The organism is Gordonia sp. NPDC003424 (genome assembly GCF_053588655.1).
In genome coordinates this window covers 214,685-227,585 of record NZ_JBSFQJ010000007.1, presented here as the reverse complement: position 1 = coordinate 227,585, position 12,901 = coordinate 214,685, and the positions used below count along the sequence as shown (strand labels likewise).

10 protein-coding genes are annotated in these 12,901 nt (G+C 67.2%); 4 read left to right on the top strand and 6 right to left on the bottom strand.

Annotated features, from left to right (window positions below):
• The 4 genes from ACWDTI_RS13120 to ACWDTI_RS13105 form a co-directional block, all read right to left on the bottom strand.
• Nucleotides 1-1,515: a carboxylesterase/lipase family protein gene (locus ACWDTI_RS13120; protein ID WP_449738527.1), complete on the bottom strand. Its 1,515-nt coding sequence runs from the start codon at nt 1,513-1,515 to the stop codon at nt 1-3.
• A 35-nt stretch (nt 1,516-1,550) separates the two neighbouring features.
• Nucleotides 1,551-3,017, bottom strand: coding sequence for a flavin-containing monooxygenase (locus tag ACWDTI_RS13115; RefSeq protein WP_449738526.1), 1,467 nt, complete (start codon nt 3,015-3,017; stop codon nt 1,551-1,553).
• Between the two features lie 66 nt (nt 3,018-3,083).
• A complete protein-coding gene (locus ACWDTI_RS13110) occupies nt 3,084-3,635 on the bottom strand; it encodes a mycothiol transferase (protein WP_449738525.1) in 552 nt (183 codons plus the stop codon).
• Nucleotides 3,636-3,794: 159 nt separating this feature from the next.
• The gene (locus ACWDTI_RS13105) at nt 3,795-5,369 is read right to left on the bottom strand and encodes an AMP-binding protein (protein WP_449738524.1); all 1,575 of its coding nucleotides are present in this window, start codon (nt 5,367-5,369) and stop codon (nt 3,795-3,797) included.
• A 128-nt stretch (nt 5,370-5,497) separates the two neighbouring features.
• Here ACWDTI_RS13105 and ACWDTI_RS13100 point away from each other — a divergent pair, with 128 nt between their 5' ends.
• On the top strand, nt 5,498-6,310 hold the full coding sequence (locus ACWDTI_RS13100) for a LuxR C-terminal-related transcriptional regulator (protein WP_449738523.1): 813 nt from the start codon (nt 5,498-5,500) through the stop codon (nt 6,308-6,310).
• A gap of 91 nt (nt 6,311-6,401) precedes the next feature.
• On the opposite strand, the gene ACWDTI_RS13095 is transcribed toward ACWDTI_RS13100, so the two are convergent.
• Nucleotides 6,402-7,190 carry a helix-turn-helix transcriptional regulator gene (locus ACWDTI_RS13095; protein ID WP_449738522.1) on the bottom strand — a complete coding sequence of 263 codons (789 nt, stop codon included), beginning with the start codon at nt 7,188-7,190 and terminating at the stop codon, nt 6,402-6,404.
• 145 nt (nt 7,191-7,335) lie between these two features.
• Here ACWDTI_RS13095 and ACWDTI_RS13090 point away from each other — a divergent pair, with 145 nt between their 5' ends.
• Together ACWDTI_RS13090 and ACWDTI_RS13085 are read left to right on the top strand one after the other, a co-directional pair.
• Nucleotides 7,336-8,502: an LLM class flavin-dependent oxidoreductase gene (locus tag ACWDTI_RS13090; RefSeq protein WP_449738521.1), complete on the top strand. Its 1,167-nt coding sequence runs from the start codon at nt 7,336-7,338 to the stop codon at nt 8,500-8,502.
• Between the two features lie 212 nt (nt 8,503-8,714).
• Nucleotides 8,715-9,326, top strand: a complete 612-nt coding sequence (locus ACWDTI_RS13085; RefSeq protein WP_449738520.1) for a Rho termination factor N-terminal domain-containing protein — start codon at nt 8,715-8,717, stop codon at nt 9,324-9,326.
• A gap of 4 nt (nt 9,327-9,330) precedes the next feature.
• Here the strand turns inward: ACWDTI_RS13085 and ACWDTI_RS13080 are convergent, their stop codons facing one another.
• Nucleotides 9,331-11,115, bottom strand: a complete 1,785-nt coding sequence (locus tag ACWDTI_RS13080) for a sigma-54-dependent Fis family transcriptional regulator (RefSeq protein ID WP_449738519.1) — start codon at nt 11,113-11,115, stop codon at nt 9,331-9,333.
• A gap of 183 nt (nt 11,116-11,298) precedes the next feature.
• Between ACWDTI_RS13080 and ACWDTI_RS13075 the strand changes: the two genes are divergently transcribed.
• Nucleotides 11,299-12,900, top strand: coding sequence for a flavin-containing monooxygenase (locus tag ACWDTI_RS13075; protein ID WP_449738518.1), 1,602 nt, complete (start codon nt 11,299-11,301; stop codon nt 12,898-12,900).
• The last annotated feature ends 1 nt before the right edge of the window (nt 12,901 follow it).

The following is a 12,901-nucleotide window of genomic DNA, read 5'->3' as shown; positions in this document are numbered from 1 at the left end:
TCAGCGGATTCCCTCCCAGAGGCGCCGCTCGTCACCATCGGGGTCGCTTGTGGCAGTGACGGTTTCGGTCAGGATGCCCACGGTGCGGTCGGTCAGGTCGTAGGCGTTCCAGCCCGGATCGCCGGTGGTGACGAAGTCGACCCAGACGCGGTGGATGGTGTCGGCCGCGGCTTGCGACGGATTCGGGCCGACGAGTCCGGCGGACGCCGGCAGATGCGCGGTGTCGAAGACGAACGGGATCTCTGTCGCGTGCGCACTGCCGAGGCGATCGTTGTCGGCGGGGGAGAGGAGGTCGAACCGGTACACGAATGTGGCTGCTCTGCCACGGTTCACCCGTGTCTCGGCGACTCGCAGTGCGGGGATGCCGAAGAACCAGTCGGTGACCAGCGCGGCCATCACGTCGCCGGGGCTGCCCTGCGGCCGATTCGCGCGGTAGACGTTCACGCCGTCCTCGGACAGCCCGTACATGCCGGCCCCGGCCACCAGCATCGTATCGTCGACGTGATCGATCGCGCCGGGCGCGACGAGGAACAATCGGGATTCGTCGCGGGTGGAACCGGTCAGCACGGGGATGTCGTCGCTGGCTCCATCACCGATGGCCTCGAGCGGATCGACGGGGAGCGTGGACTCATCGAGAACCGGAGCAAAAGGCAAGAGGGTGAGGGCAAGTGAGCCCCACTTGGCGGGATCGGCGCCCGATTGCACCTCGGTGACCAGAGCGGCGCCCGCGCGGACCACCTGCTCGATCGGCAACGCCATGATCGCAGCGCGGTCGGGTTCGACACCCAACACCTCGGCGAGGCGCTGCCCCACCGCTGTCGCGATCTCCGGGGCAAGCGTGTGGGCGGTCGCGCCGGATTGCGTGATCGCCTGGGCAAAAAGGCCTTTCGCTGCCGGCATGGCGAGCAGGGTACTGACGCTCATGGCGCCCGCCGACTCGCCGGCCACCGTCACCCGGGCGGGGTCACCCCCGAATGCGGCGACGTTGTCGCGTACCCAGCGCAGCGCGGCGACCTGATCCTGCAATCCGATGTTGGCGATGCCGTCGTCGAGGAACAGGAAGCCGTCGGCCCCGAGGCGGTAGTTGACCGACACCAGGACGACGCCGTCCCGGGCGAAAGCGGTGCCGTCGTATGCCTCTACCGAGTTGGAGCCGTTCATGAACGATCCGCCGTGAATCCACACCAGTACCGGCAGTGATCCGGACGTGTCGGGCGTCCAGACACTGACGTTGAGGCACTCGTCTCCGGGGATCGTCACCTCGTGCAGGATGCGGGCGTAGGCGGGCGGGTAGTCGCCCTTCGGGACGGTGGGACCGAACTCGGTGGCGTCGCGGACGCCGTTCCACGGCGGGGCGGGCTGCGGCGGTTGCATCCGGTTGGCGCCGAAAGGGGCTGCCGCGTAGGGGATACCGGCGAACCGCAGGACCCCGTGCTCGACGGTCCGGCCTTCGACCCGCCCGCCTGTGGTGCTGACGACCGGATGTGATGTTTCGGCTGGGGTGACGGTGGACATGGGTGGGGGCTCCTCACTTCGATGTGATGGTGGCGTCAGATGCGGGTGGGCGCACGGCCGAACACCATGGACTCCTCGATGTCGTCGCGGTAGTGCGCGATGGCATCGCGGTAGTAGTTGTGGCGGACCTTCCATGGTCCGGAGGTCCCCGACTTCGGCAGCGCGTCGGGTGAACGTTCGACGTAGCCGGCCTGGAGATCCCACAGCGGCGTGCCCGCCATCGACGTCTCCCCGAGGTGCGGATAGGCATGGGTGTAGGCGTGGGCATCCATGTAGCTCAACAGCTTTGCCACCGAACGGGCCGTCATGTCGGCGCGCAGCGTCCACGACGCATTGGTGTACCCCACCGACCAGGCGAGGTTCGGGACGTCCTCGAGCAGATGGCTCTTGAACATGAACCGGTCGCCGGGCTTGACCTCGGCATCGTCGATGCGAATCCTGATGTCCCCGAACGCAAGAAGATTGAGTCCGGTCGCGGTGACGACGACGTCGGCGTCGACGTGGCGGCCCGAACGCAGGCGGATCCCGGTCTCGTCGAAGTGGTCGATGTGGTCGGTGACCATCTCGACGCGGCCCTCACGGATGTCGACGAACAGGTCGGCGTCGGGCACCATGCACATGCGTTGGTCCCACGGGTTGTAGGTCGGGTTGAAGTGCACGTCGATGGGGTAGTCGTCGGGGAGCTCCTTGGCGACGCCCGATCTCAGCAGCTTGCGTCCGATGGTCGGGAATCGATGGGTACCGTGCACGATTGCGGCGGTCTGCGCGGCGTATCGGCTGCGGATCACGTGGTGGGCAACCTTGGTGGGCAGCACTTTTCGAAGGAGCGGATTGATCAGCTGACGCTGTGACATGGACGCGATGTACGACGGCGACCGTTGCAGCATGGTCAGATGCCCGGCCTGATCGGCGAGCGCGGGGATGAGGCTGATCGCGGTGGCGCCGCTCCCGATGACCACGACCCGCTTGCCGGTGCAATCGAGATCTTCCGGCCAGTGTTGCGGATGGACCACGGTCCCGGCGAAGTCGTCGATGCCCGCGAAGTGGGGCAGGTAGGGCTCGTCGTAGTTGTAGTAGCCGGTCGCGAAGTAGACGAATCGGGTGCGGTAGGTCTGCGACCGGCCGTCGACCTCGGCGGCGAGCGTCCAGGTGTCGGTGGCCGAATCCCAATCGGTCGTCTGGACCTTGTGTCCGAAACGGATGTGTTCGTAGATGCCGTGTTTGCGGGCGGTGGCCTCCACGTAGTCGCGGATGTCGCCGCCCTGCGCCATGGCTTCCGGTCGGCGCCAGGGTTCGAACGGGAAGCTGAGTGTGAAAATGTCACTGTCCGAACGAATTCCGGGGTAGCGGAACAGGTCCCAGGTGCCGCCGATCCGTTCACGGCGCTCCAGGACGAGGTATCGGAGCGCGGGGTTTTCCTCGCGCAGTCGATACGCCGCGTCGATGCCCGACAGTCCCGCCCCGATGATGATCACGTCATAGATGTCGTCGTTCCCCGTCATGGGAATCGAGACTACGGCGAACGCGGCAGAACTGGAACAGGTTCACGCAAAGCGTACGCGCCTGGGTTACCCGGTCGGACCGTCGTACAGTGCGGCCATCGTGGTCTGCCCGTCGAGGGCCTCACGGAGGATGTCCGCGTGCCCGGAGTGATGGGCGGTCTCGCGGAGGAGGTGAAGGATCATCTTGCGGATCGGCCACCACTGCCGTTCCGGTTGCCACGGGGCGGTGGCCTGCGGAACGAGGTCGTCGAGCGACTCGGCGTCGGCGACGAGGTGGTCGATGGCGGCGCCGGCCTGCTCGTAGGCGGTCAGCCACCCGGCGACCGTCTCGTCGTCGGCGAGCGCGTAGGCGTCGCCGAGTGCCTCGACGTCGACCACCGCGTTCTCGTCCCTCTCGCGGATCTCGTCGGCGATGCTCTGCGTGACCATCGTGACGTGCTTGAGGAGGCCGCCGAGGGTCAGATCGCTGACCGTGGTCTTCAGGCGTGCCTGCTCCTCGGTGATGCCTCGCATCGGGACGAGGAACATCGCGCGCTGATCGGTCAACAGCGTCAGCAGGTCCTCGCGTTCGCTGGTGACCTCGACCGTCAGGGTGACGGGGGTGTACGTGCCGGCCATGGGTGGCTCCTCTCGCTGGGGGTCGTCTCGCTGGTGATGACCACGCTACGGAGGATTGCGGACAGTTTCGGTCCGGATTGTGTTCTGGCTGCTGTTGTCCGGTCTTGGGTGCTCGTTTCGACCAGCGTCGGGCTCGCTGCACTCAGCGAGCGGCCGGGCTCACTCGGCGGAGGGCTTGCGCAGGATGAACCGCTGGATCTTGCCGCTCGGCGTCTTGGGCAGGGCGTCGACGAAGTGCACCGTCCGCGGATAGGCGTGGGCGGCGAAACCGGTCTTGACCAGCTGCTGCAACTCGGTTTCGAGCGCGTCGGTGCCGTCCACCCCGTCGGCGAGCACCACGAACGCCTCGAGCACCTCGCCGCGCAACTGGTCGGGCCGGCCGACGACGGCGACGTCGATGACTGCCGGGTGGGTGATCAGCACGCTCTCCACGTCGAACGGGCCGATGCGGTAGCCGGCCATGATGATCACGTCGTCGTCGCGGGCGGTGAAGAAGAACCGGCCCTCGTCGTCCATCCGACCGGTGTCGCCGGTGAGGTACCAGGCCTTGTCCTCGGTGAAGCGGGCCGCCGTCTTCTCGGGCGCGTCCAGGTATCCGGCGAACCACATGAGCGGACTGCGGGCGACGTCGATGGCGATCTGGCCGTCGACGATGCCCGCGGCGAACCCCGGCATCGGCTTGCCCATCGAGCCGGGCACCAGCGGTTCGGCGACGTCGGGATGCCAGTGGTTGTTGATGAACATGCCGTGCTCGGTCTGCCCGTAGTGGTCGCGCACCTCGGTGTGCAGGGCGTCGCGCGCCCACTCGATCACGTCCGGGGTGAGCGGTTCGCCGGCCGACGACGCGCGCCGCAGACTGAACCCGCTGAACGAGGGGTCCTTGGACAGCGAGCGGTAGACCGTCGGCGCGGCCGCGAAGTTCGTGACACCCAGCTCACGCAGTACCTGCGCGGTCACCTCGGGGGTGAAACCGGCGTGTAGCAACAGGTTTCGACGACCCATCGCGAGCGGACCGAGGACACCGTAGTAGAGGCCGTACGCCCATCCGGGGTCGGCGGCGTTCCAGAACACGTCGTCGGGGGCGACGTCGAGACCGTAGTGCATGTAGCAGCAGAACGATGCCAGTGCCCTCACCGGAACGGGTACCCCCTTGGGTGCGCCCGTGGTGCCGCTGGTGAAGAGCAGGATGAGCGCGCCGTCGCCGCCGACGGCGACCGACTCGGCGATCGGTTCGCTCGAGGCGACGAGTTCGTCGAACTGTTCTCCTGCGACGACGGTGGTGACATCGAGTCCGGCGAGCTTCTCGGCCTGGCTGGGTTCGGTGACGACGACGCGCGCGTTGCCCGCGGTCACCCTCATCTCTATCGCCGGCGGCGCGAACGCGGTGAACAACGGGATGTAGGTGGCGCCGAGCCGGGCGATCGCCAGCAGCGCGACCACCAGCTCGGTGCGTTTGCCCATCAGCACGCCGACGGTGTCGCCGCGGCCGACACCCAGCCCGGCGAGGGCCGTCGCGAATCGCTTGGACTGTTCGGCGAGCTCGCCGTAGGTGACGTCCGTGGTGACCAGGCCTCCGGCCTCGACGTCGATGGTGGTGAATGCGACCGCTGCCGGATCGTGCCGATCGACGAGCAGGTCGGCGGCGTCGGCCTCGGCGGCGCCGTAGGTCGCGAGCCACTCGTCGAGGTGCGCCGCGACGGACGGTGAAACGGGAGTCGGAACGGTCTGGGTCACGGCGGACCACCTCCATCTGGACACGGACAGGGCCGAACCAGGCCGTCCTCGGTAAGCTGAGTCACATTCTCCACGTCACCCGGCGTGCAGAACACCCTCCGATGAGGGGGCGGATCGCAGGAGGCGCGATGACGGAGACCACTCACGTTGTCGACGCCTTGCGCCGGGTCCGGAGTGCCAGCGGTGTGTCCCTGGCCTTCGCCGGGATGGTGCAACCGGCCGCGCGGCGCGAACTGCAGACCGTCCGGCTCGAGCATTTCGTGGGCAACACCCGCGGTGCCCTGGCCGGGGTCACCGTGGACGCCGGACACGGGCTGGGCGGCAAGGTCATCTCGGTCCATCGGCCCGTCGCGGTCGACGACTACCTGCGCACGCCTCGAATCACCCACCGCTACAACACGATCATCGCCTCGGAGGGGTTACGGGCGATGGCCGCGGTGCCGGTGATCGTCGACCGTGAACCGGTCGCGGTGCTCTACGGTGCGCTGCACTCAGACGACCCGATCGGTGCACGCACGTTCGACGTCCTGGGCGCGGAGGCCCGCGCGTTGGAGCAGCAGATCGTCGCGGCGCGCCTGTCGGTGACCGGGCTGCCGGATGCGGAGGAACTGCGCGACCGGCTGACGCAGGCCTACGGGCAACTGCGCATGCTGGAGCGGACGGTGAGCGATACCGGACTCGCAGCGGAGATCGAACGGATCACCGATCTGCTCCTCGACGGCAGAGACACGATTGCGCCGCCGGTGGCCTTGACTCGACGCGAAGAAGATGTGCTGGCACTCGTCGCGCTCGGGCGCAGCAACGCGCGCATCGCCGATGAACTGGGTCTCGGTGTGTACACGGTCAAGGGCTATATGAAGAACGCGATGGGGAAACTGGGCGCGTCGACCCGACTGGAGGCCGTGATCACGGCGCGTCGGATGGGCTTGTTGCCCGGCTGAGTGCGGCCCAGGGTTGAACGGCTCGATTCACGCCGGGCGGCAAGTGACCGACGCGGAACACCGACCGCCCGACCCGAAGAACCACGACGACTCAGGCGCGGGCGGGCACAGCGGTTTCCGTGCACACGAGCTTCACGAACTCGGCACGATTGCGGACCCGGGTGAGGGCGAGGATGCGGCTGACGTACTTCTTCACGGTGTCCGGTCCCAGCGACAGGACAGTGGCGATCTCGTCGTTGGTGTAGCCGTCGGCGAGCAACTCGGCCAACTCCCGCTGTCGCGGCGTGAGCCGGTCACGCCACCCGGGACGGGGACTGCCCGGTAGCGTCTGCGCGATCGCCGACAGTTCGGGTGCCAGCCGCCGCAACGCCGCCAGGTGCACGGGCTGCACCTCCCGGCCCTCGAAGTCGAAGATGCCGACCATCGCGTGGCATCCGTGCGCGAGCTGCAGATGCATGGCCGCGGCGCTGCGCATGCGGTGCCGATACAGGAACTGCTCCACGTAGTGGACGGCCGACGTGGGCACGCCGGTCAGGTCGGTGTGCGAGATCGCCGGCGAACGGCGGAAGGCGGCAACAGCACTCGCGGTCGCGAAGACGTCCGTCGTGTACCACTTTGCCGCGTACTCGTCGATGTGCGCCGAGGTGCGTCCGGTGGTGACCGCGGCGGGGTCGTAGAACGCCGAGTGAAATGTCGGACCCGACAGGAATGTCGTATTCGGGAATCCGAAGTGGTCGTGCAAGGCGTTCATCAGGGTGTGCTTGAAGTCGTCGAGGGTGGTCGCGGCACGGCAGTCGTCGACGACGGCGAGCACGCGGTCATATTCCGTGGTCGGCAGCGGCGTCTGGTCGTGTGCAGCCAATGTCGGTGTGGCACCCAATGGTTCGGACCTCTCTGTCGCTCCCCGTCCGGCGAGACAGTCCACTTTCGTGCACTGTGGCACCGATCACATCATGTCTACGGTGGAGATGTCCCGTGTTCGGTTGGCACGGGTCGATTGATCGCGATCCAAGGAGACTTCCACGATGAGCAGGCTTCGCTTCGGCTACTTTCTGGCCCCGTTCCACGTCGCCGGTACCAACCCGACCGCGAATCTCGAGCGCGATCTCGCGATGGCCGAGCATCTCGACACGCTCGGTTTCGACGAGGTCTGGTACGGCGAGCATCACTCGGCCGGCAGCGAGATCATCGCGTCCCCGGAGATCATGATCGCCGCCGCCGCGCAGCGCGCTCGACGGATTCAGTTCGGCACCGGCGTGACGTCGTTGAGCTACCACAATCCGCTGTGGGCCGCCGACCGGATCATGCAGCTCGACCACCTGACCCACGGACGGACGATCTTCGGTATCGGGCCGGGCTCGTTGCCGACCGACTCGTCGATGATCGGGCTGGACCCGACCGACACACGGGAGTTGTTGTCGGAGAACCTCGATATCGTCGTGCGGCTGCTGCGCGGCGAGACCGTGAGCGCCAAGACCCGCACCCACGAGCTGATCGATGCCCGACTGCAGCTGGCACCGTATTCGGCCGAGGGCATCGAGATCGCGCTGGCCGCGGTCGCCTCACCCACCGGGCCTCGGCTCGCCGGCTCGCACGGTCTCGGACTCCTGTCGATCGGCGCGACACTGTCGGCGGACGGTTTCGACGCGCTCGCCCACCACTGGAACGTGATGGAGGAACGGGCCGCGGCGAACAACACCACCGTCGATCGATCACAGTGGCGGCTCGTCGGCCCGTTCCATATCGCGGAGACCGAGGCCGAGGCCGTCAAGCAAGTGGAATACGGCATCGAGGCATGGTTCGACTACTTCCAGCACGTCGCCGCGTTCCCGCAGATGGCGGTGTCCGGCAGCAGGCTGTCGGAGATGATCGACTACATCAGGGAAGCGGGCATCGGGGTGATCGGTACTCCGGAGCAGGCGCGCGCCCAGGTGCAGCGCCTCTGGGACCAGTCCGGTGGCTTCGGCTGCATGCTGCTGATGGGCCACGACTGGGCGAACCCGGAGAACAGCCGACGGTCGGCGGAACTCTTCGCCCAAGAGGTGATGCCGCACTTCCAGGGACAGGCGCAACCGTTGCTCGACGCCGCCACCCGCGCCCGCGAGGTCCGTGAAGGTCACGCCGCCAAACAGATGGAGGCGGTCGAACACATGACCAAGAAGTACGAGGCCGAGGTCGCGGCCAAGGTGTGAGGCGGCGGTGGGCGCCCACTCGACGGGGAGGAGCGCCGGTCGACGGGGAGGTGCGCCCACTCGACGGGAAAGGGCGCACGGTCGACGGGGAAGGGCGCACGGTCGACGGGCGGTGTCGGGCGGAATGCCCGATCGGTCGTGTTGGTGACCGATCGAGGTGGTGTCTCTGACTACGCTGGTTATCCAAGTGCTCACGACGAACGGAGCCGGCAATGGCCAAGAAGAACAAATTGATCGGTCAGCTCGAGGCGCAGATCGAGAATTTGACCGCCGAGCTCGCGAACGTCGACAAGCAGTTGCGCAAACGCATCAAGCGAGCCGAACGTGACGCCGCGTCGGCGCGCGAGGAGCTGCTGAAGTTCGTCGGGAAGGCCAAGAAGAAGTCGGCGGAGAAGGTCACCGGCACGAGCGGGAGCGGCCCGGAGCCGACGCCCGAGGAAACCCCGACGCCGACGCAGGCGAACGACAAGCCGGTCCCGCGAGCTGTCGAGCCGGCCAAGCCGGTACTCCCACGCGCCGAGGCGCCACGCCCGCCGGCACCGAAGTCCCCGCCGAAGGCCGCGGCAGCGAAGGCCGCCACCGCGGCGAAGCCCGTCCCCGCCGTGACGAGAACACCGTCCGAATCGCCCGCCAAGAAGGCCGTCGCGAACTGGCCCGCCGCCGACAAACCGACATCGGTGACCGCCACACCCAGGGCCACGGCCAAGAAGTCGACCCGCCGCGGACCCACCGTCGCCCAACTCAAGGACGAGGCAAAAGCCAAGGGCGTCAAGGGCTATTCGACCATGAACAAGGCGGAGCTGCTCAAGGCGCTCGGGCAGTAGGCGCTCAGATCCCGGAGATCCCGTACGTGTGCAGCTTGCGGTAGAGGGAACTGCGGGCGATGCCGAGAGCGGTCGCTGCCCGCATCCGATTGCCGCCGCACTCGTCGAGGGCGTCGATGATCGCATCGCGTTCGGTGACCTCGAGTGGCGTCAACGTGCGAGCACTGCTGCTGCGGCAGAAACCCGGCAGGTCCGCCACCTGGATCTCACCGACCGGACGGCGCCGCATGGCGGTCTCCAGCGCGGTCCGCAACTGGCTGATGTTGCCGGGCCACGAATACGAGCCGACGACGCGCATCGCCTCCGGGCTGACCCGGGTTTGTCGTTGTGGGGACAGACTTTTCATGATGCGGTCGGTGATGTGAGGGATGTCCGCACCCCGCATGCGCAGCGGGGGGACGGTGACCGAACACCCGAAGAGGTCGAGCAGGCCGGCAAAGGGGCCGACGACGTCACCGTCGATCGGCGCGGCCGTGGCAGCGACGTGATGGCCCGCCTCGGTCGCCCGCATGATGATCGCGGCGATCTCCGCGTGTGTCCCCGGGCCGACCTGGTCGATATGCCGGATCACGACGAGCGCCGGCCGCTCGGTCAGCGGGCCGGGCATCGTCATCTGCTCGCCCCGTTCGACGCGCACGGCATCGACGATCACCACGGGGGCCGAACCGTGCAGCTCGCGAAAGGCGTCGGCGATCAGCGACAGCCGTCCGGACCCGGGTTCGCCGAGCACCACGACCGCCGACTCCGCGGCCAGCGCCTCGGTGGTCTCGGCCATGGCGGTCATCCAGGCGTGGGTATGCACCTGCGACGCCGACGTGCCTCCGACGGCGGAACGGCCCGCTGCCGCGAGGGCCGGGCGGCCGTTCGACGCCATATCCGGGTGTAGCTCGTCGAGCAGCACCACCATGCCCACCGCGTCATCGCCGCATGTGATGCGGCTCGTGCGCATGCGGATCGCGCGGCCGGTCTCGAGCGTCACCGTGTGCACGCCACGGTCCTGTTTGGTCATCAGGAACTGCGCGTACTGCGCGATGGCGTTCTGTTCGTCGGGCGAGAGCAGTTCGCGGGCATGCTCATTGACCATCATGGTGTCGCCGATGGCCATCACCGATTGCCGGGGCCGGGCGTCGGCACGCAGGTAGGTCTCGAAGAGCGCGCGTTTTGCCTGACTGCGATCGAGGAGCAGGTTGCGGCTGATGTCGGCGGCCGCGGACCGTACCAATGCCTCGATGAGCGTCGTCCAGCTGTCGGCGAGCATGCTCACGTCGAGCACACCGGCGGCGCGCCCGGTGAGGGGATCGAAGATCCGGGCGCCCGTGCAGGCGAACTGGATCAACGTCTGGTTGAAGTGCTCGGATCCGACCACGCTCACCGGCGCGCCGACCTCGAACGCGGTGCCCACCCCGTTGGTGCCGCAGCCGCTCTCCTCGAAGGAGAACCCGCGCTGGAAGTCGACGCGGTCGAGGACACGTCCCACGGCCGTCGAGCAGTCGCGGCGGTCGATGATCCGGGCGTGCGAATCCGTCAGTGCGATGGTCACCGGGACGTCGGACATGTCGTTGGTCAGCCGCTCGATCACCGGGCGTGAGCATCGCGCCAACCGGGAATCGAAGTCGATGTCCTCGTGGTAGAAGACGCGGTACCGGTCCGCGTCGACACCGGCCGACTGGCTCCGCGCCCACGACGCGGCCACGACGGTGCCGACTCCGGCCGCGCCGGCCGGGCCGTACTCCAGAAAGTCGGCGCGAGCTGCGGCGATACGGAGTTGATGCTCACGCAGGTCGGACATCGTCGACGGCGTTCCTCTCCAGTACATGTGAGGTGGGACACAGTCGATTATCCAGGCCGCTGACCCCTCGGACACCACCCGAACGGTCAGGTCGACTGTCCCAATTTCGGACGGCGTGAGCCTCTGGGACAGCACCAACAATGTTTGCCACGTGACCGCAATCACACACCGAAAGGCACGAACATGGCAGACAGATCACTCGACGCAGTCGTCATCGGAGCCGGCGTGGCCGGCCTCTACCAGCTGCATCAGCTGCGGGAACAGGGGCTCGACGTCCGTGCGTACGACACCGCATCCGGCGTCGGCGGAACCTGGTACTGGAATCGCTACCCGGGCGCGAAGTTCGACTCGGAGGCGTACATCTATCAGTACCTGTTCGACGAGGACCTCTACACGGGCTGGAGCTGGAGCCAACGGTTCCCCGGGCAACCGGAGATCGAACAATGGCTCAACTATGTCGCCGACTCCCTGGACCTGCGCCGGGACATCCAGTTCGACACCACCATCGAGCGGGCGGTGTTCGACGAGGAGACCAACCGCTGGACCGTCACCACCACCGACGGCGAGACCATCGACACCCAGTTCCTGATCACCTGCTGCGGCATGCTGTCGGCGCCGATGAACGAGCTCTTTCCCGGTCAGGCCGATTTTGCGGGGAACATCTTCCACACCGCACGCTGGCCGCACGACGGTGTCGACCTCGCCGGCAAACGTGTCGGGGTGATCGGTAACGGCGCCACCGGCATCCAGGTGATCCAGACGATCGCCGACGAGGTGGGCGAACTGACCGTGTTCATCCGGACACCGCAGTACGCGCTGCCGATGAAGAACCCGAGCTACGGACCGGCCGACGTCGAGCACTACAAGTCACGGTTCGCGGAGTTCCAGCAGACGCTGCCCAACACCTTCACCGGCTTCGAGTACGACTTCACCGTGGCCTGGGACGACCTGACCCCTGACGAGCGGCAGGTGCGGCTCGAGGAGATCTACGACGACGGCTCGCTCAAGCTGTGGCTGGCGTCGTTCGCGGAGATCTTCTCCGACGAACAGGTCAGCGAAGAGGTGTCGGAGTTCGTGCGCAGCAAGATGCGCGCCCGCCTCGGCGATCCGGAACTGTGCGACCTGCTCATCCCGAACGACTACGGGTTCGGTACACACCGGGTGCCGCTGGAGACCGACTACCTCGAGGTCTACCACCGCGACAACGTCACGCCGGTCTCGGTGAAGGACAACCCGATCGTGCGCATCGCCCCCGAGGGCATCGTGCTGCAGGACGGCACGCTGCACGAACTCGACGTGATCATCATGGCAACCGGGTTCGACGCCGGCACCGGTGCACTGACCCGCATCGACATCCGCGGTCGCGGTGGCCGCTCGTTGAAGGAGGATTGGTTCACCGACATCCGCAGCACCATGGGGCTGATGGTGCACGGGTACCCCAACATGTTGACCACCGCGGTGCCGCTCGCGCCGTCGGCGGCCCTGTGCAACATGACAACCTGCCTGCAGCAGCAGACGGAGTGGATCAACGAGGCCATCCGCTACCTGCGCGCCAACGACAAGAGCGTCATCGAACCCACCGAGGAAGGCGAAGCGGCGTGGGTCGCTCACCACGACGAACTCGCCGACGCCAACCTCATCTCCAAGACGAACTCCTGGTACGTCGGCTCGAACGTTCCGGGGAAACCGCGGCGCGTCCTGTCGTATGTTGGCGGAGTGGGCGCCTATCGTGCCGCGACACTGGAGGCCGCTGCGGCCGGTTACAAGGGTTTCGCGCTCTCATGAG